Below are 18,641 nucleotides of genomic sequence, written 5' to 3' on the forward strand. Positions count from 1 at the left end.
CTCGGAGTCACGCATCCATTGCGGCGAGCATGTCGGGAATCGTGACAAACTTCTCCCGGGGCTTGCCCAGCACGGCTCCCCTGCGCTTCTCGGCCGCGTCGATCGTGCGCCAATCCGGATAGCTCACGATGCGTGCGACGCGGCCGGTCAGGCGCGCCAGCAGTGCGTCAGGCGTGTCCGAGCGCGGCCGTCGATGGGTGATATCCGCCAGGACGGCCTCTGCGGTCGCAATCCCGCAGCCGCGATTGGTGCCGATCGTGCCGTTCGGCCCGCGCTTGCTCCATCCGCAGACATAGAGGCCCTCGATCACCGAACCATCGACCGCGACACGTCCGTCGACGTTCGCATGCACGCCGCGATGCACGTCATAGGGAACCCCAGCCACCGGCGTGGTCTTCCGGCCGACGCTGCTGAGCGAGAGGCCGCATGCGATGTCCTCGATAGCGCCCGCTTCCTGCTTGAACGCGATGGCCTCCAGGCGGTCTCGTCCGCGGAGCGCGACGGGTGACAGACGAAATCGAAAAACGCAGCGCCGCGGCTTCGTCACGGCGGCCTGCGAGAACGCGCGCAGCAACGACAATTTTTCGGTCAGCTCCGGATCGGCGGAAGATCGCGGCTCGAACTCATCTGAGCTGACGTTGCGCATGTCGACGCATGTGTCGCATGTGTTGAGTTCGAGAAAGTCACGCAATTCCTTTGCGGTGAACCTGGCCTGCGCCGGTCCGCTGCGGCCGACGACGTGGATTTCGCGGATCCGGCTCTCAGCCAGCACGTCGAGCGCGTGACGCGCGATGTCGGTCCGGCGCAGCTCGTCCGCGGTCTTGGCGAGGATGCGCGCCACGTCGAGAGCGACGTTGCCATGGCCGATGACGATCGCGGTCTCATGATGAAGATCGAACCGCAGATCCGCAAACTGCGGATGCCCGTTGTACCACGCGACAAAATCGCCCGCCGTGTGGCTGCCCGGGAGTGCTTCGCCGGGGATGTCGAGCGCCCGGCTCAGTTCCGCGCCCGTCGCCAGCACGACGGCGTCATAGGCCTCGCGCAACTCGTCGATCGTTACGTCGTCTCCGATGGTCACGCCGCCGATGAAGCGAAACCCGGGCATTGCGGCGATCCGGTCGAACGCCGTTGTGACCTGCTTGAGCTTCGGATGGTCGGGAGCCACGCCGAACCGCACCAGCCCGTACGGCACCGGGAGCCGTTCGAACATGTCGACAGTCAAGGGCACGCCCGAGCGCAACAGGGCCTCGGTGGTGTAGAAGCCGCTCGGTCCGCTACCGACGACGGCGATCCGGTTTTCGTTTGCAGCGGACGCCGTCATCGGCCCAGCGCCTGCCTGCGTTCATCGGCCCCCGGCAGCGCCGGCAGGCGCGCACTGATGACGGGAGTTTCAGTCGCGCGCTTGCGGTTGACGTCGATCCAGTACTTCTTGTCCGCGGCGAGGCGATAGTCGGGCTCGATCGCGCCGACCGGGCAAGCCGGCGCGCAGCCACCGCAATCGATGCAGTTTTCCGGATCGATGTAGGTCATGGTGTCGTCGACGTGGAAACACTCCACCGGACAGACGGTGACGCATTCGGTGTACCGGCAGCCGCGGCAATTGTCGGTGACCACATATGTCATCGTCAGGCCCCGCTGACCTGAACGAGGATGTCGGAGAATGTCGGGGCACGGCCGAGGTCGGCGAAGGCGGGAGGCGTCAGCACGTGAACCGTCGCGCCCCTGCGATTGGACCGCTGCCAGTAGCCCGACGGGGCCACCACCACACCCGGCATGACGTCGGCCGAAACGGTCGCGAAGGCCTCGAACGCGCCACGGTCGTTGAACACGCGAATCGGCGCGCCCGCGACGATGCCACGCTGTGCCGCATCGTCCGGATTGAGGAGCACCACCTGTTCCTCGCCCGCCTGCGCGGTCTGCGCCGGCAGGTTGCCGTAGTTCGAATTCAGGAAGGCGTGGCTCTTCGGCGAGATCAGGCTGAGCGGATAGCGCGTTGCGAGCATGGGCGCGGTGCGCGGGTTCTCGTTCGGCGGGATGTAGTGGGGCAGAGGATCGACCGGCGTCGCGTCCTGATCGCCATTGTAGCCCTGGCGGAACAGCGGCACCACGAAGTTGCCGCCGGCGGCGATGGTCGAGCTGAACTCGCACTTCCCCGATGCGGTCGGAAAATTGCCCTCGCGGTGCGGCGCCCAGTCGGCCGGCGCGGGCATGTTGAGGCGCGCATAGCCCTTGGCCTCGACGTCGTCGAGCGTGATGCCTGCGAGCACCGGGCTGCTCCAGTCGAGGGAGGCCTCGATGATCTCGTCGTCGCTCCGGAAGAAGGAGGGGTCGGTGATGCCCATCGCGCCCGCGAGCCGGCGGAACAGCTCGGTATTGGACACGGCTTCGCCGAGCGGCGCGATCGCCTGGTTGTTGTACGACAGATAGAGATGCCCCCAGGAGAACATGATGTCCTTCTGCTCGAGCTGCGTGGTTGCGGGCAGAACGATGTCGGCGTATTTGGCGGTGTCGGTCAGGAAGTGCTCGCTGACCACGGTGAAGAGATCCTCGCGTTCCAATCCCTTTTCGAGCTTGCCCTGTTCGGTCACCATCGCCATTGGATTGGCGTTGTAGACGAACAGCGCCTTGATCGGCGGATCGAAGCCGAGTTCGCCCGTCAGCGCCGCTCCGAGGCGCCAGGAATTGAGCACGCGCATCCTCTCCGGCTGGAGATCGGGACGCATCAGCACGTCCCATCTGACCGGGAACGCCCAGATCGGGAGCTGGAGCAGCCCGCCGCCGACGTGCTTCCAGGCGCCGATCAGTCCCGGAAGACAGGCGATCGCGCGCACGGTCTGACCGCCGCCGGCATGCCGCTCGACCGCGACGCCGATGCGGACGACGGCCGGAGGTGTCGTCGCATATTCCCGCGCCAGCTTGAGGATGTCGTCGACGGGAATGCCGGTTTCCTGCGAGGCGAATTCGGGTGTGTAGCTGGACGCCCGTTCGGCCAGCTCGGCGTAACCCACGGTGTATTTGTCGATATAGTCGCGATCGACCAGATTCTCCTTGATGATGACGTGGATCATCGCAAGCGCCAGCGCAGCATCGGTGCCGGGACGGATCGGAATATGCCAGTCGGCGAGGCGCGCGGTGCGGGTGCGGACGGGATCGATCACCACGAGCTTGGCACCGGCCTTTTTCGCCTGCTCGATGAACGGCCAGTGATGCGAGTTCGTGCTCAGCGTGTTGCAGGCCCACAGGATGATGTACTTCGAGTGCACGAAGCTCTCGGGATCGACCCCCGGCGTGTGCCCGATCGTCATCATGTACGCGGTGCAAGAGCCGGAATCGCAGAAGGTGCGCTCCAGAACCGTCGCGCCGAGCTTGTTGAAGAGGGGATCGCCGACGTTCAGCCCGTTGATGACGCCCTGCGTGCCCAGATAGCTGTAGGGCAGGATTGCCTGCGCACCGTGCTCGGCAATGACGGATGTCCAGCGCGAGGCAATGGTCGCCAGGGCTTCCTCCCAGGAGATCCGCTGGAATTGACTGGTGCCCTTCGGTCCGACGCGTTTGAGCGGATACAGCACGCGCTTGTCACTGTAGACACGCTCCTCGTAGTTGTTGACCTTGACGCAAAGCCGTCCGCGCGTGAACGGATGGTCGGGATTGCCGCGGACGGCGATGGCCTTGCCGTCCTCGACCGTGGTCAGAATCGAGCAGGTGTCCGGGCAATCGTGGGGGCACGCGCCAATGACCGTGGTCCTTGCCATGGAACTCTCCGCTTCCTGATTTGAGGCAATCCGAAGGATGCGGTGGTCGGGCCCGGCCTGGCTTCTCAAAATGTGCGGTGTTGTTGTCCCAGCCTGCTCTCGGCCGGTGGACGCCCGGGCCGGTCTCTGGCATGCTAATTGCTGGAACCGGCACTACCTTTACCTGCACATCGCGTTATCTGACGGAGAGACACGATGGGTATGCTCGGCAATTCTGTCGATAAATATGTTACCGGCAGAATGCTTCAGACATCCAACGAGCGGCGTTGGTCGCACCTGCTCGCGGAGCGGTGGAGCCATGATCCGGGTGATCTGCCGCCACAATTGCCGCGCGACACCGAGATCGCGATCCTGCTGCGCGGCAACTCGGTGGTCGACCGCGAGGGCGCCGGCATGCGTCAGCGCACCTTTGCCAGGAGGGGCACCGTGTGGCTCTGTCCGGCCGGCATCCGCGAGGATTTCATCCGCGTCGAGAACCCGATGCAGGAATGCCTGCATGTCTTCCTGCCGGGCGAGCCGTTCGATGATACCATGCTCAGGGATCTCGACATCGACCCGTCCGGAATGTCAATCCGCTACGAGAGCATCGACCACGACATCTTCATCGAGCACGTCGCGGACCGGATCCTCGGCGAGCTCGAACATGAGACCTCGACCGGCCGCCTCCTGATTGAGAGCCTGGGACGGGCGCTGTCGGCTCATCTGGTGCACAGCTATTCGGCCACCTCGGTCCGTCTGAAGCAATCCCATGCCGTCCAGAAACCGCTCGATGCCAAGCGGCTGTCGCGCGTGACGGAGTTCATCGCGGCGTCCGTCGATCGAGACTTCACGGTGAAGGATCTGGCGTCGGTGGCGTGCATGAGCCCGGCGCATTTCTCCCGCAGCTTCAAGGCGGCGACCGGCGCGGCGCCGCACGAATATGTCAGCCGGCAGCGCCTCGACCTCGCCAGGAACCTCTTGTCGACCAGCGATCGTCCGCTGGTCGACATTGCTTACGCCACGGGATTTTCGTCGCAGGCCAATTTCAACCGCGCCTTCCGCAAGGCGGTCGGGACGACGCCGAGCCTGTATCGGGCGCAGAAGATTCGGGACTGAGGCCGCCGTCTGGGAGGGGGGCGATCGTCGATCAGGCTGAGAAACCGTATCGAAAATCGGACCTGTCGCAAGAGATCCGCGAGGTCCTCGCCGCAAAATGACAGCAGGATCCCAACCACGACACGCGGTTCGGGCAAAGCACCGCATCCGATGCTGGCTTGCCTTCGGTCGCAGCCATCAGGGCGGACGTTATCTCCTCGTGGGCCTTTTCGCCTTGTTCGCCGCGCTGCCCTCGCACGTTCGATCGCAGCCGACACGTCCGTTCGTGATGGCGACCGACCAATCGGAGAGCACTTTTGAGGGCAAATGGCAGCGACAGACCTATGAGGAGGCGTTCAAACGACTCGGCATTCCGATCGAGGTGATCACCATGCCGGCGCAGCGCGGGACCGTGATGGTGGATTCCGGCGCCGTGGACGGTCAGTTCCTGTGCGTATTTGCCTACGCGGATTCGCACCCCGAGCAGGTGAGGGTCGAAGAGCCGATCTACGATGTGGTGTTCGGACTTTGGGTCAGCAGGCCGGAGCTCAGTTTGCAGCGCCTGGCGGATCTTGAGGCGACGAACTGGAGCGGCATCTATCGCCGCGGAGTCGAGCTGTGCCAGCGTTCATTGTCGCCGCTGGTCCCGGCCGAGCGCCTGTCGACTATTTCGACCGAGGAGATCGGAGTAAGAATGCTGCTGGCTGGACGGGTCGACTTCTATTGCGATCTCGACGTCTCCATAAATAACGCGCTTTACGGGGCCGAATTCAAGAATGTCACCTCGATCCGTCCGCTGTTGACGTTTGGAAATCCGATCCCGCTCTACCCCTATTTGAACAAAAGGCATGCAGAGCTGGGGACGCGCTTGGCCGTGGTTCTGAGGCAGATGAAGGCGGAGGGCCTGCTGGAGCGCATTCGCCAGCAGGTCCGGGAAGAGCTGAAGAGACAGTGAGCTTGCACGGCGGCTTGGGAGGAAGCATCCGCGTGCTGTTCGTCGCGACAAGAACGTCGTTCGTTCGTTCCAGCTCCAGATGGCGATCCTCGAAGACGATCTCGTCGATCAGGAGCAGTTGGTGTCACGCCGCCGTTGCTAGCGAAGCGAAATCTTCGCCGCGCGCGGCGCTCTCTCGTGTCCCGGACGCACTGCAGCGCTCTTAGCGTTGCAGTGCAGAGCCGGGACCCAAAGCCGCACAGCGGATCTCTGCAACGCAGGCCCCGGCTCAGCCGCGCACCGTCGAACCGGACGATGCGTCGCATCGGCGGGAAGACGCTGCGCTCGCAATGATCGCGTTAGATTTGCAGTCCCGTAACTCTGCCTTCCAGGCGAAGCGGCGCACCCACTTCCCTGTGCTCGCACCGTATCGTCAGCTTATCGACCCGCTAGGTGCCGATGGCCTTCACTCGCTCTCAATTGCAGACCTCGACGTTGGTGAGCCCTTTAGCTCGAGCCGAACGTTCTTATAGGCCGAGTTGCAAGACGAGCGCGACGCGCTTTTCGGCTAGCGCAGAACCGGTCCCGAGCCAGGTCGAAAGAATGATCATACTGAGAAACCGAAGTGCGCCCATTGCAGCCCAAATCATCCAAGTAATCGGCGTAATCAGGGTACAGCCGAGAGCAACTTCATCCACATGACCATCATCACAACGGCGAGCCAGTGGGTTGTCAGGCCTCCAAGCTCGTCCTCAGTTGCAGACTTCGCGGTGTGAATACTGGCCATTCACGATTTCAATTCGACAACCCTTCTGAACCGGACGGCAAGTCCGAGTGTCGCAATACATCTGACCTGCCGATTGCGGCTTCGTGGGTGCAGCTTCAACCTGCTTCCGCTCCGTGTCCCGCTTCTTGGTATCCTCGCGAGTCGCAACCGGCTTCTTGTCTTGCACCTTTTCGCATTCATTGTCATCGTTGACACGGTGGCCAGCGCGGCATGTGATCTTCACGCACGCATCGCCATCGGCTTTGAAGCCACGATTGCACACGAGGGGGCAGACCCGGCCCGGCTTGGCCTTGATGGCATCGAGGGCCTCGAAGCTCGCGAGCTTGGCGTCGAAGGTCGTTCCCGCATATTTGTTGAACAGCGTCAGCGAACGTTGCGATGACGCATTCCATTCGCCGTCGGCAGCTTCCGCCAGACAGCCGACGCGGCGTAACTCTGACTGAACCAGCTTTGCCGTCTCTTGCGGCGACAGGCTCGGCGGTGTTGAGGTTGGTGCGACAGCCGCAACCTTCGTGGTGTCGGTAACCTGCTGCTTCTCCGTGGTTCGCTGTTCGGCAGCCGGCTTGGTGTCATTTGCCAGCCTGTCGGCTAGCGCCTTCTCGGCGGCCTGTTTGTCAGCCAGCGCCTTCGCAGCAGCCGCTTCGGCCTCCTTGCGGCGTTGCTCGGCGGCGGCCGCCTTGGCCTCCTCGATCTGCTTGGTCTTCTCCGCCGCGGCCTTGGCGTCCTCAGCGGCCTTGGCGGCGGCCGCGGCCTTCTCCTGCTCGGCTTTCTTGGCCCGCTCGGATGCAAGCCGGGCCTTCTCCTCCTCGGCCTGCCTGGCCTTTTCCGCCGCGGCGGCGCGGGTTGCCTCGGCCGCGATCTTGTTCAGCTGGCCTTTGGCGAGATCCGAATAGAAGCCGCTCGGAAAGCGATTGAGGAAGGCCGTCCATCCGTCACGCGTACCCAGCTGAAGCGCCAGTTCGTAGTCGCGTCGGATTTCGGCGTCCGGGTTGGCCTGCGGCCCCGCGACGACCGGCTTCGCTGCAACCAGCGGTACGTCATCGCCACCGAGCGAACCGTACACATAGGGCTCCTGCCTGTAGCCGGTGGTCTTGAGCACGTCGTCGCGCACGAAGCCGAACGCTTTGCGCAGATCGAGGCCCGGCATCGGCAGGCGTTCGACCAGAGCGGTGGCGAATGGGCTGTTCCTGGCATCGCCGTCCGAGGCGGTGGAGCCCGCCTTCGCTGCAAAGGCGATCATCGTGTTCGGGCTGGTCGGCTCGACCTTGGCAAGGCCACGTCCGATGGCGCGCGAGGCCATCGTGCGCTTCATCGTCTTGGCGAACGGATTGTCGCGGCAGGCGTCCAGGATGATCAGGCGCAGCTGCTTGGCAGGTTCGGCCGCGAACAGGGCGCGGTCCAGCGCAATCGTTTCGTCGAGCACGTCGCTGTCGGTCTCGAGCGTCGCGTCGGTTGGGATCAGGTAGTTGGTCCCGTCGAGCTCGATGCCGTGACCGGCATAGTAGACCACCGCAACGTCGGCCTCGCGGGCTTTGCCACCAAAATCGCGCAGCGCCCTGCGCATCTCGGCGACGTTGAGATCGAGCTTGATATCGACCGTATCGAACCCGGCCTTCCTGAACATGCCGCCGACCAGCGCGGCATCGTTCGCGGGGTTCGCAAGCCTCGCCACGTTCTTGTAGGCAGAGTTGCCCATGACGAGCGCGACGCGCTTTTCGGCCAGCGCAGCGCCGGTCCCGAACCAGCTCGCAACAATCAATAAAACAAACAGCCGAAGCCGCATTCCAGCCCCCGAATGCAATAGCGTCAGATTAATCGCAGGAATGGCCGAATGCAAAGCTGCGATCAGTGGCGTCAATCACGCTTCGCCGCGGCCATGCGAGCCATGGAGAACTCGTCCTCAGTTGCAGATCTCGTGCGTAGTGATGCCAGTAACGCCGCCAACACCCTGTCTCTCAAGTCGGCAGCCCGGCCGAACTGGACGACAACCAAGGTTATTACAGAATATTTGCCCTGTCGTCTGCTTCGACGGCGCGGCTTCGGTCTTCTTCCGCTCGTCATCTCGCGGGTTAGAGTCATCTCGGGTCGCCACGGGCTTCTTGTCCTGGACCTTCTCGCATTCATTGTCGTCATTGACGCGGTAGCCGGCGCGGCAGGCGATCTTGACGCAATTATCGCCATCGGCCCTGAAGCCGCGGTCGCACACCAACGGGCAGACCCGCCCCGGCTTGGCCTTGATGGCATCGAGCGCCTCGAAGCTCGCGAGCTTGGCGTCGAACTTCGTGCCGGCATGCTTGTTGAACAGGGCCAGCGAGCGCTGCGATGACGCATTCCAGTCACCGTCCGCATTGCTCGCGAGACAGCCCACGCGGCGCAGTTCTGACTGCACCAGTTTGGCGGTCTCCTGCGGCGAGAGAGAGGGCGGCGACTGGGTCGGGGCCACGGCCGCGACCTTCTGCTCACCGTCACGCTGGGCCTTCTCAGCCGCCTGTTTCGCCAAATCGGCAGCTGCCTTGTCGTTTGCAATCTTCTCGGCCAGCGCCTTTTCGGCAGCCTGCTTGTCGGCCAGCGCCTTGGCGACGGCTGCTTCTGCATCCTTCCTGCGCTGCTCGGCGGCCGCCGCCTTGGCCTCCTCGACCTGCTTGGCCCTCTCGGCCGCAATGCGGGCATCTTCGGCAGCCTTCGCGGCGGCTGCAGCCTTGTCCTGCTCAGCCTTCTTGGCGCGCTCTGTCACGAGCCGCGCCTTCTCGTCTTCAGCCTGCTTGGCTTTCTCTGCTGCGAGGGCGCGGGCATCTTCGGCCCCGATCTTCTTCAATTGCACCCGCGCAAGGTTCGCGTAAAAACCCTCGGGATAGGCCTGGAGGAACGCTTCCCATGCGTCGCGATCACCAGCCTGCAGCGCCAGCTCGTAATCGCGGCGAACTGCATCTTGGGGATTCGCTTGCGGCCCGGTCGCGACCGGCTTGGCCGGAACCAGGGCCACGTCGTCACCGCCGAGCGAGCCGTACACGAAAGGCTCCTGCTTGTTGCCGGTGGTCTTGAGCACATCATCGCGAACGAATCGAAAGGCCTTGCCCAGGTCGAGCCCCGGCGTGGGCAGGCGTTCGACCAGAGCTGTGGCAAACGGGCTGTTCTTATCGCCGTCCGAGGCGGTGGAGCCCGCCTTGGCCGCGAAGGCGATCATCGTGTTCGGGCTGGTCGGCTCGACCTTGGCAAGGCCACGTCCGATGGCGCGCGAGGCCATCGTGCGCTTCATCGTCTTGGCGAACGGATTGTCGCGGCAGGCGTCCAGGATGATCAGGCGGAGCTGCTTTGCGGGCTCGACTGCGAACATGGCGCGGTCCAGCGCAATCGTTTCGTCGAGGACGTCGCTGTCGGTCTCGAGCGTCGCATCGGTTGGGATCAGGTAGTTGGTCCCGTCGAGTTCGATGCCGTGACCGGCATAGTAGACCACCGCAACGTCGGCCTCGCGGGCTTTGCCACCAAAATCGCGCAGCGTCTTGCGCATCTCGGCGACGTTGAGATCGAGCTTGATGTCGACCGTATCGAACCCGGCCTTCCTGAACATGCCGCCGACCAGCGCGGCATCGTTCGCGGGGTTCGCCAGCCTCGCCACGTTCTTGTAGGCCGAGTTGCCCATGACGAGCGCGACGCGCTTCTCGGCCAGCGCAGCGCCGGTCCCGCACCAACTCGCAACAATCAATAAAACAAACAGCCGAAGCCGCATTCCAGCCCCCGAATGCAATAGCGTCAGATTACTCGCAGAATGACCAAGTGCAATCTATGATCAGTGATATCAGTCACACATCGGTGCGGCGATCCGGGCAATTCCGGTCCCGGCGGAAGATGCGCAACCGCGTTAGGTCGACCTCCTTTTGACCCCATTGCGCTCCTGATTTGCCCGACGGGTCAACGGCATTTCGAAAAATACGAAAATGCGAGATGCTGCCGATGCTTGGCTACTGTGCATGGGGTTGTTTTCGCAGTTTTTGTTTTGGGGGCACCAGCCCAGCCGATCCCACGGCAGAGCAGCGAGCCTCGCTCACCCCTTCGGCCCGCGCAACTGCACGGTCAACCGGTCCATCGCGTCCGCCACGTCGTGCCATTGCGACAGCCAGCTGCGCGGAAAGCGGAAGGTGAGGTCGGCGCCGCCGACGCGGCGCTCCGACAGGCACATGCCCGGCGTGGCCCCATCGCGCGTGCAGCGCGCAGTGAGTGCGGGGCTTGCCGCGGAATAGAGGTCCTCGCTGCCGTAAGGCGTGTCGTTGCGGAACATCCGCATGGTGAGGCCGTCCGCGGGCTGGGCGGCGGCCTTGTCGAGGTAACGCGGATAGATCGTTGCTGTTCGCTGCTCGGGCGAGAGCGCATCGTGATGGGCCGCGATCGACAGGAAGATGCGGTCGATCGATTGCACCGCCGCTTCCACCGTGTCGGCAGTGACGTGCTTGGGTGCGCCCGGCGGCTCCAGCGAGGGATAGAGGAAGTCGAGATCGATGCGCTCCTGCGGTCCGGAGTGCCGCTGGATCTTCATGCGGATTGCGTTCACGGGCAGGTTGAACAGCGTGCCGCCGACGCTCACCGGCAGCTTGTCCGGGGCGTTCGCGCCGCGCGGGCCCCAGGTCGGCCACAGCAAATAGGCGACCAGCGCGACCGCGCCGGCCGCGGCAATGCCGCCGAGCACGATCGGGACGACATGCGCCCGGGTGCGCGTGCGGGGGGACCTGAAGGGGGCTTCCGAAAACACCGTCATGAGCTAGCGCAAGAGATCCGGACGTCGGCCGGTGGCCGACGAATCAGCGGCGAATATGCCACGCGGCCGCGATTTCGCGCAGCGTTCCCGGCTGCGGCGGGGCGGGGACGGCCCTGCGCGGAACAGGCGGCGGCGTTAACCTTCCCTTAAGGATAATGTAGCGTTAACCGGCACTCTTTGTCACAGGAAGGCGGTGGCGTTGCGTAAGGGCGGACCGTTCCGATGACACCTGAAGCTCTCAACACTTTCTTCTCGATCTGCATTGGGTTCGCGCTCGCGGGCGCGCTCGTGAACGGATACCAGGCGCTGGCGCAGCGCCCCGCCGGCTTCGGCCTGTTGCAGGACGGCGTGGCGCCGAAGACCTTCGCGGCGGTGCCGTTCCTGGTGTTCGCCGCCCCCTTCATCATCATGCGCAACACGCTGCGCGGCCGGCGGCTGGAAAGCCGCCGCGCCGAGTTCGTGATGATGGCAACCCTCATCGCCGGGTTCTGGAGCATGATGAGCGGCACCTTCTTCCTGATGACCTTGCGCGCGGCCGGCGTTCTGGGCTGACGCCCGGCCGGATCGCCCGCGCCGGTTCCTTTGCCTCTTCGCCGCCGTTTCGCTATGGCTGAGGTCGACGTGACAGGAGACCTTCATGGCGATCTACGAGCTCGACGGGCAGGCGCCCGATCTTCCCGCCGACGGCAATTATTTCATCGCGGAGACCGCGACCGTGATCGGCCGGGTGCGCCTGAAACCGGGCGCGAGCGTCTGGTTCGGCGCCGTGCTGCGCGGCGACAATGAGTGGATCGAGATCGGCGAGGGCGCCAATGTGCAGGACGGCTCGACCTGCCACACCGATCTCGGCTTTCCGCTCGTCGTCGGCCGGAACTGCACGGTCGGCCACAACGTCATCCTGCATGGCTGCACCATCGAGGAGGGCGCGCTTATCGGCATGGGCTCGATCGTGATGAACGGCGCCAGGATCGGCCGGAACAGCATCGTGGGTGCCGGTTCGGTCATCACCGAGGGCAAGGAATTTCCCGAACGCTCCCTGATCATCGGCGCGCCGGCCCGCGTGCTCCGCACGCTCGACGACGCCCAGGTGCAGAAGATGGGCGGCGCGGCGAAATTCTACGTGGCCAACGGTCCGCGCTTCACGAAAGGCCTGAAGCGGATCGGTTAAGAGAAGCCCGCGCGGCACGGTTCCGCACCGTAAAAATACAGGCTGGGACTTTAATCCTCCGCTAGCGCGATCACGCTTATCGTTCAGCGTTTTCAACCAGGAGGAGCGGCGCCATGGATGCGACGGCGCTGGAATCCGGCTTTGGCGCCGGAACCAATCTATTGAAGAAGTTCGTAAGACTCGCGCGCGGAGCCGACACGCTGACGGTCGCCGAGAAGGTCTACAGCATTGCCGCCTTCCTTGCGATCGTCACCACCTTCCTCCTGGTGATGTCGGTCCAGTCCGTGCGGTTGCAGACGACCTATCGTCACATGCACGCCTCGTCCGCCGCGGCGGCGATCGGCGTCGGGCGGATCAATGCGCTGATCTACGCCATCGTGATGGATTCGCGCGGCATCTACATGTCGGCCGATCGCAGCGCGGCGAAGCAGTTCGCCGATGGGCTGGTCCGGCGCAACCGCGAGCTCGCCGAGGCCCTGAAGAGCATGGAGAAGAACGTCGGCAAGGACGACGCCGAACTGTTCGCGGGCTTCCGCCAGCGCATCATCCAGTTCATCGACTTCCGCCAGGAGCTGGTCCGGCGCGGCGTGGAGATCAGCCCGGCAGCGGCGCGCGAATGGGGCGACAACGACGCCAACCGGAACGTGCGCAGCAAGCTCAACAGCGATATCGAGGCGCTCGAGCGCATCTACCAGCAGCGCGCCCGCGAGGCGGACGAGCTCGCCGACGACAACCGCTATGCGGCGGCCTATCTGTTCGCGCTCGGACTTGCCGCCCTGATGCTGGCCGCGCTCAACGTCGTCGTCATGCGCAGTTCGGTCGTCGGCGCCCTGGCCGAGATCACGCAGGCGACCGACCGGATCGCGCAAGGCGACGTCAAGAGCGAGGTGCCGCATTTCGGCCGTCACGACGAGATCGGACGTCTTGCGCGCGCCGTGCAGAACTTCCGCGACGCCGTCGCGCGCATCTTCGAGCTCGAGGAGCTCGAGCTCGGCACCGCCCAGGCGCGCGACGCCGCGATGACCGAGCGCGACAAGTTCAACGACAAGTACCAGGCCAAGAAGTGGCAGCTCTCGGCGGCGATCAACAGCATGCCGCAGGGCCTGATCATGCTCGACGGCAAGGCCAATGTGGTGGCGATGAACTCGAACTACCGGCGGATCTACAATCTGCCGGAGACGATCCAGGCCGGATCCACCCTCGAGGAAATCCTCCAGCACCGGGTCAAGAGCGGGCTGTTCGATGGCGACGTCGCGAAATATCTCGCAGCGGTTCTCGGCAGGATCGCCAGGCGCGAGCCGACGGTCTACGAGATATCCCTCAACGACGGACGCACCATCAAGATTTACGAGCGTCCGATGGACGGCGGCGGCTGGGTTTCGGTGCAGGAGGACGTCACCGAACAGCGTCAGCGCGAGCGCATTCTGGAGCGGATGGAGCGCTTCCTCGCCACCATCATCGAGAACGTGGCCGAGGGCATCATCGCCAAGGACGCGCGCAATCTGCGCTACGTCTTCGTCAACAAGGCCGCCGAGAAGATGATCGGCATGACGCGCGGCGAGATCATCGGCAAGACCGCGCGGGAATTGTTCTCCGCGGAGGCGGCTGAACTGATCGAGCGGCGCGACCAGCAGCTCCTCGCGCAGAAGCAGCAGCTCGAGCCGATCGTCGACACCATCGACAATCCCGCGCGAGGGCGCCGCGTCATCTGCGCTCGCCGGATCCAGGTGGGCAGCGCCAGCGAAGAGTCCCACATGTTCGTGACCATGGTCGAGGACCGGACCGAGACGGCGGCGGCGGCATAAGCATCGGCGCACCCCGCCGGAGCGCTGCATGGCGTCCGCGGATTGGCGCGCCCCGATCATGCCCGCTCAAGCTGATGTGACGGCATTTGTTCCGGAACTGGACTCCGCCGCGGCGGTTGACCGGTAAAGGAGAATTCTCGATGGCAGCATCGCCTGTAGCCGTCTCGACAAGAACCCTGATCCTGATCTTCGCGCTCGCGGCGATGCCGGCCGTGGCCTTCGCGCAGGCCACCGGCGGCTCTGCCGGGTCGAGCGGCGGCGCGGCAGGATCGGCCGGAGGTGTCGCCAATTCGCCGGCCCCGCCGCCCGGCACCAACAGCCTCGGCACGGCTCAGTCGTCAGGGCCGGGCGCAGGAGTAACCACCGGCTCCGGTACAAGCGGCGCGGCTGATGCAGCCGTGAATGCCGAGAATCGGATGCTCGACAAGAAGCTCAAGAGCATCTGCCGCGGCTGCTGAGGGCTCGCGCGGAAGTGAGGCAGCGTGGCTGTCCGGAATGCCGAAGTGACGTTAGCTTGATCCCGCTTTGAAGCGTGGAGCGTGTCCACGCGGAGGATCGAGTGATGTTACGCAGGATGATGATGGCGGCGATGACCGTCGCGGCGGTCGGGCTGTCAGTGCCGCAGGCGGCCCAGGCGCGGGGATTCGGACATGGCGGCTGGGGCCATGGCGGCCATTGGCGCGGCGGCGGCTTCTGGCCTGGAGTGGCAATCGGGGCGGGCATTGCCGGCGCCGGTTTCTACGGCGGCTATTACGGCTACGGCTACCCCTATTACGGCGATTCCTACTATTATGGTACCGGCTACGGCTACAACGATGGTTATGGCGGCTGCTACGTCGCGCGGAAGCGCGTCATGACGCCCGCGGGCTGGCGTATCCGCCGTGTGGATGTCTGCGAATAGCGTCCTCGACGAGAGACTGACCGACCAAAAAACAAGGCCGTTGACGCAGTATACCGTCAACGACCTTGCCAGCCCCGGACATTGAAATCGGCTCACGCCATCCGGTAGCCGGGAGCATCGCGCGGAATCATACCGGCGAATGTGATCCAGTTCACAAGTCGAGAAAATTAGTCGCGTTGTGGCGGCTCAGCCGCGCGAGCGCTTGCGCGCGCTGGCTTGGACGCGGTGCCGCGCCGGTTTCCTGCGGGTAACCGCGGGCGCTTCGACGTCGGTGGCTCGCGCGCTGGCGAATGACTGCCGCAGGCCGTCGATGGACTCGTTCAGCGATGCCACCTGCTCGGACAGACGCTTGGTGTCGGCCTGCTGCGCCGCCATCAGCCGCTTCATCGTCTGGAGCTGATCCTGCACCACCTGGAGCTGGTCGATCGATTCCTGCTGGGTCGCCTCCAGCCCCTTGGTCTTCTCGACCAGCTGCTCGGAGGCCTGGGCGGTCCGCGCCTGAAGCTGCCGCGATGCCACCACCCGGTCGGTCTCAGGTGCGGCGCCGGTATAGGCACGCCAGATCGCGATCGAGGTGACGCCGGCGATCAGGAGCAGGAGCGCGGCGGCGGTCAGCGCGATGGGCTGGGCGCCGAGACGAAAAAGCGGATTGGACGGTGTGTCCTGGGCGAGATCGATCATCGCTGACAAAACCCAAATTGAAACTTGGTGAGTGGCGAAGACCGGCAGCGCTGAGGCGGCCGGGGCGTCCCGAAAACGTTACGTGTCGGCAAGGAATGGGTCCAAAAAGAGGCTAAAGGCCAAAAAACCAGCAATCAGCAGGCCTTGGGGCCTCGGAGGCTTCGCTCCGGCTTGGGAATCAAGGCTGAAACGGCGAAAACGGTCCGGAATAGGTCTTCGGCCGCGGTGCCGCGTAGGGGCCGAGGCGGGAGGTCTTCAGGCCAAGCCGCACCAGTGATTCCGCCAGCGTCACCGCCGCCGCGACGCCGTCGATCACGGGCAGGCCGTGGGTGGCGGCAAGCTCGGCGGCGAGATCGGCCATGCCGGCGCAGCCGAGCACGATGGCGTCAGCGCGGTCGTCACGGACCGCGGCCGCGATCTCCGCGGAGATCTTCGCGAGCGCGTCCGTGTTGCGCGCCTCGAGCGCCAGCACCGGCACCTCGGCGGCGCGGACGCGGGCGCAGCGATCGGCGAGGCCGTATTTCCGCAAATTGTGCTCGATCGGCACGATGGAGACACCGAGCGTCGTCACCACGGCAAAGCGCGCCGCGATCAGGCTCGCCATGTGGAAGCCGGCCTCGCCGATGCCGATCACCGGCGCCTTGGCGACGGCGCGGGCGGCATCGAGGCCGGTGTCGTCGAAGCAAGCGATGACGTGTGCGTCCGCGCCGTCGCGGTCGGCCTCACGGATGCAGCCGAGCATGCCGGGCACGGCGAAGGCTTCGTCGTAAAATCCCTCGATCGAGACCGGGCCCATCGTCGGCTGCCGCGCGTCGATCACCGTGCCGGGCAGGGCGACGCTGCGCGCCGCAGCGGCGATCTTCGCCGTCATCGACGCGGTGGTGTTGGGATTGACGACGTGCAGCCGCATCGGATCAGACAAGTCCTTTGTCAGACGAGCGCGTTGTTAGACGAGTCCTTGGCCGGCGTCCGAGCCCTTGGCCGCCTGCCGCTTGTTGAGCATGTGGATGGTGCCGAGCGCAAGGGTGATCACCGTGAACGAGACGGCCGAAATCACGGTGCCGAGCGCATAGATGTCGGGGTTCGTCACCGTGGTGGTGAGGCCCTGGAGATCGAGCGGCAACGTGTTCACCGCCCCGATCGCCTGGCTGGAGCGCGCGAGCTCGTCCCAGGACAGGGTGAAGCCGAACAGGCCGATGCCGATCACGGACGGCAGGATGATCGGCAGCACGACATGGCGGAACGTCTGCCATGGCGTGGCGCCGAGATCGCGCGCGGCTTCCTCGAGGCGCGGGTCGAAGCGGTTGAAGATCGCGAACATGATGAGCAGGCCGAACGGCAGCGTCCAGGTCAGGTGCGCGCCGAGCCCGGAGGTGAGCAGGCCCATCGAGGTTTCGAAATTCTCGTTCCAGTGCGCCTTGATCAGGTCGTCGATGATGCGGAATTCGAGCGAGATGCCGAGCGAGGTGATGATCGAGGGAACGATCAGGCTCGCGATCGCCGAGTAGAACAGGATGCTCTGCGCCCTGAACTTCCTGCGGAAGGCCATGCCGGCGGCGACCGACAGCACGACGGTGACGATCATCACGATGATGCCGAGCAGCAGCGAGCGGCGGAAGGCCGCGCCGAGATCGACGATGCCGGTGCCCTGGAACAGCTTTGCGATCCAGAAGGTCGACACGCCGTTCATCGGGAAGGTGAGGCCGCCCTGCGGCCCCTGGAACGACAGCACGTAGATCGCGATCATCGGGCCGTAGAGGAACAGCACATAGGCCGCGAAGAAGATCGCGAGCACGTAGAAAGAGCGCGGACGTCCTTCCCTCATGCTCAGAGCTCCTTCTTGATGTCGACGATGCGCGACATCATGGTGATGATCAGGAAGGTGATCGCGAGCAGGATCACGGCATTGGCGGCGGCGGCCGGGAACTGCAGTGCGTTGACCCGCGTCTCGATGATCTTGCCGGCCGCGGCGATCTGCTGGCCGCCCATCACGCCGATGGTGATGAAGTCGCCCATCACGATGGTGATGACGAAGATCGAGCCGATCACGATGCCGGGCTTTGCGAGTGGAATGATGACGTTGACGAGGGTCTGGAAGCCGGTGGCGCCGGCGTCATAGGCCGCCTCGATCAGCGACTTGTCGATGCGCACCATGGAGTTGAAGATCGGCACCACCATGAAGAAGGTGAAGAGGTGCACCAGCGCCAGCACCACGGAGAATTCGGAGAACAGCAGCCACTCGATCGGATGGTTGATCAGGCCCGTCTTCATCAGGCCTGAGTTGACGAGGCCGTTGCGCCCGAGCAGCGGAATCCAGGCGATCATGCGGATCACGTTGGAGGTCCAGAACGGGATCGTGCAGAGCAGCGACAAGCCCATCTGCCAGGTCTTGGACTTGACGTGGAAGGCGAGGAAATAGGCAACCCAGAAGCCGATGAACAGCGTGATCGCCCACACCATGAAGCAGAGCTTCAGCGTCTTCAGATAGGTCTTGCCGATGGTGCAGAGATCGGGCAGCTGCGCAATGCAGCCCTCGAACGTGTCGGTGTAGCCGCGGCCGGAGAAAGCCGGCAGCAGCTGGTACTCGTTGTAGTCCCAGAACGAGACGATGACGACGAAGACGAGCGGAATGAGGAAGAAGGCGAGAAACACCAGCATCATCGGCCCGGCCTGAAGCCAGGAGATGAAGGACGGCGACAGGCGCGTCGGCTTGGCGGCGCGCGCTGTGCCTGACCCCGGGATCAAGCCCGGGGCTGCCTGTTGCAGGACTTCTTCCGACATGTCAG

17 protein-coding genes are annotated in these 18,641 nt (G+C 64.5%); 7 read left to right on the forward strand and 10 right to left on the reverse strand.

The genetic code is table 11. The annotated features are described in order from the left end of the window. Nucleotides 1-7 precede the first annotated feature (7 nt). From D6B98_RS15495 to D6B98_RS15505, 3 genes are read right to left on the reverse strand one after another with little or no spacing between them, the layout of a single operon-like run. The gene (locus tag D6B98_RS15495) at nucleotides 8-1,324 is read right to left on the reverse strand and encodes an FAD-dependent oxidoreductase (RefSeq protein ID WP_126257858.1); all 1,317 of its coding nucleotides are present in this window, start codon (nucleotides 1,322-1,324) and stop codon (nucleotides 8-10) included. After that, nucleotides 1,321-1,626: a ferredoxin family protein gene (locus D6B98_RS15500; protein WP_091889461.1), complete on the reverse strand. Its 306-nt coding sequence runs from the start codon at nucleotides 1,624-1,626 to the stop codon at nucleotides 1,321-1,323. Before D6B98_RS15500 ends, D6B98_RS15495 begins: the two co-directional genes overlap by 4 nt. Before the next feature lie 2 nt (nucleotides 1,627-1,628). Beyond that, nucleotides 1,629-3,755: a molybdopterin-containing oxidoreductase family protein gene (locus D6B98_RS15505; RefSeq protein WP_126257859.1), complete on the reverse strand. Its 2,127-nt coding sequence runs from the start codon at nucleotides 3,753-3,755 to the stop codon at nucleotides 1,629-1,631. Between the two features lie 240 nt (nucleotides 3,756-3,995). Between D6B98_RS15505 and D6B98_RS15510 the strand changes: the two genes are divergently transcribed. Further along, nucleotides 3,996-4,850 carry an AraC family transcriptional regulator gene (locus D6B98_RS15510; protein WP_126257860.1) on the forward strand — a complete coding sequence of 285 codons (855 nt, stop codon included), beginning with the start codon at nucleotides 3,996-3,998 and terminating at the stop codon, nucleotides 4,848-4,850. Nucleotides 4,851-5,049: 199 nt separating this feature from the next. Further along, nucleotides 5,050-5,784 (forward strand): substrate-binding periplasmic protein, encoded by a 735-nt coding sequence (locus D6B98_RS15515; protein ID WP_126257861.1) that lies wholly within the window; start codon nucleotides 5,050-5,052, stop codon nucleotides 5,782-5,784. Nucleotides 5,785-6,515: 731 nt separating this feature from the next. Here the strand turns inward: D6B98_RS15515 and D6B98_RS15520 are convergent. From D6B98_RS15520 to D6B98_RS15530, 3 genes are all read right to left on the reverse strand, one after another. Next, nucleotides 6,516-8,333 carry a caspase family protein gene (locus D6B98_RS15520; protein WP_126257862.1) on the reverse strand — a complete coding sequence of 606 codons (1,818 nt, stop codon included), beginning with the start codon at nucleotides 8,331-8,333 and terminating at the stop codon, nucleotides 6,516-6,518. Nucleotides 8,334-8,450: 117 nt separating this feature from the next. Continuing rightward, entirely contained in the window at nucleotides 8,451-10,277 is a 1,827-nt protein-coding gene (locus tag D6B98_RS15525; protein WP_126257863.1) for a caspase family protein, read from the reverse strand. 315 nt (nucleotides 10,278-10,592) lie between these two features. Then, nucleotides 10,593-11,300 (reverse strand): hypothetical protein, encoded by a 708-nt coding sequence (locus tag D6B98_RS15530; RefSeq protein ID WP_126257864.1) that lies wholly within the window; start codon nucleotides 11,298-11,300, stop codon nucleotides 10,593-10,595. A gap of 222 nt (nucleotides 11,301-11,522) precedes the next feature. On the opposite strand from D6B98_RS15530, the gene D6B98_RS15535 reads away from it, so the two are divergent. The 5 genes from D6B98_RS15535 to D6B98_RS15555 all read left to right on the forward strand — a co-directional run bounded on the left by D6B98_RS15535 (nucleotide 11,523) and on the right by D6B98_RS15555 (nucleotide 15,174). Then, nucleotides 11,523-11,852: a DUF6949 family protein gene (locus tag D6B98_RS15535; protein ID WP_126257865.1), complete on the forward strand. Its 330-nt coding sequence runs from the start codon at nucleotides 11,523-11,525 to the stop codon at nucleotides 11,850-11,852. 85 nt (nucleotides 11,853-11,937) lie between these two features. Then, entirely contained in the window at nucleotides 11,938-12,468 is a 531-nt protein-coding gene (locus tag D6B98_RS15540; RefSeq protein ID WP_126257866.1) for a gamma carbonic anhydrase family protein, read from the forward strand. Nucleotides 12,469-12,581: 113 nt separating this feature from the next. Further along, nucleotides 12,582-14,273, forward strand: a complete 1,692-nt coding sequence (locus tag D6B98_RS40545; RefSeq protein ID WP_126257867.1) for a PAS-domain containing protein — start codon at nucleotides 12,582-12,584, stop codon at nucleotides 14,271-14,273. Between the two features lie 140 nt (nucleotides 14,274-14,413). Further along, nucleotides 14,414-14,731, forward strand: coding sequence for a hypothetical protein (locus D6B98_RS15550; protein WP_126257868.1), 318 nt, complete (start codon nucleotides 14,414-14,416; stop codon nucleotides 14,729-14,731). A 104-nt stretch (nucleotides 14,732-14,835) separates the two neighbouring features. After that, nucleotides 14,836-15,174 carry a hypothetical protein gene (locus D6B98_RS15555; RefSeq protein WP_126257869.1) on the forward strand — a complete coding sequence of 113 codons (339 nt, stop codon included), beginning with the start codon at nucleotides 14,836-14,838 and terminating at the stop codon, nucleotides 15,172-15,174. 186 nt (nucleotides 15,175-15,360) lie between these two features. On the opposite strand, the gene D6B98_RS15560 is transcribed toward D6B98_RS15555, so the two are convergent. The 4 genes from D6B98_RS15560 to D6B98_RS15575 form a co-directional block, all read right to left on the reverse strand. Beyond that, the gene (locus D6B98_RS15560) at nucleotides 15,361-15,855 is read right to left on the reverse strand and encodes a hypothetical protein (RefSeq protein ID WP_126257870.1); all 495 of its coding nucleotides are present in this window, start codon (nucleotides 15,853-15,855) and stop codon (nucleotides 15,361-15,363) included. Between the two features lie 178 nt (nucleotides 15,856-16,033). Continuing rightward, a complete protein-coding gene (locus D6B98_RS15565; RefSeq protein ID WP_126258286.1) occupies nucleotides 16,034-16,765 on the reverse strand; it encodes an aspartate/glutamate racemase family protein in 732 nt (243 codons plus the stop codon). A gap of 36 nt (nucleotides 16,766-16,801) precedes the next feature. Then, entirely contained in the window at nucleotides 16,802-17,680 is an 879-nt protein-coding gene (locus tag D6B98_RS15570; protein WP_126257871.1) for an ABC transporter permease, read from the reverse strand. 2 nt (nucleotides 17,681-17,682) lie between these two features. Next, on the reverse strand, nucleotides 17,683-18,636 hold the full coding sequence (locus D6B98_RS15575; RefSeq protein WP_126257872.1) for an ABC transporter permease: 954 nt from the start codon (nucleotides 18,634-18,636) through the stop codon (nucleotides 17,683-17,685). Nucleotides 18,637-18,641 lie beyond the last annotated feature (5 nt).

The sequence above is a fragment of the Bradyrhizobium sp. LVM 105 genome (genome assembly GCF_003957705.1).
Taxonomy (GTDB): Bacteria; Pseudomonadota; Alphaproteobacteria; order Rhizobiales; family Xanthobacteraceae; genus Bradyrhizobium; species Bradyrhizobium frederickii.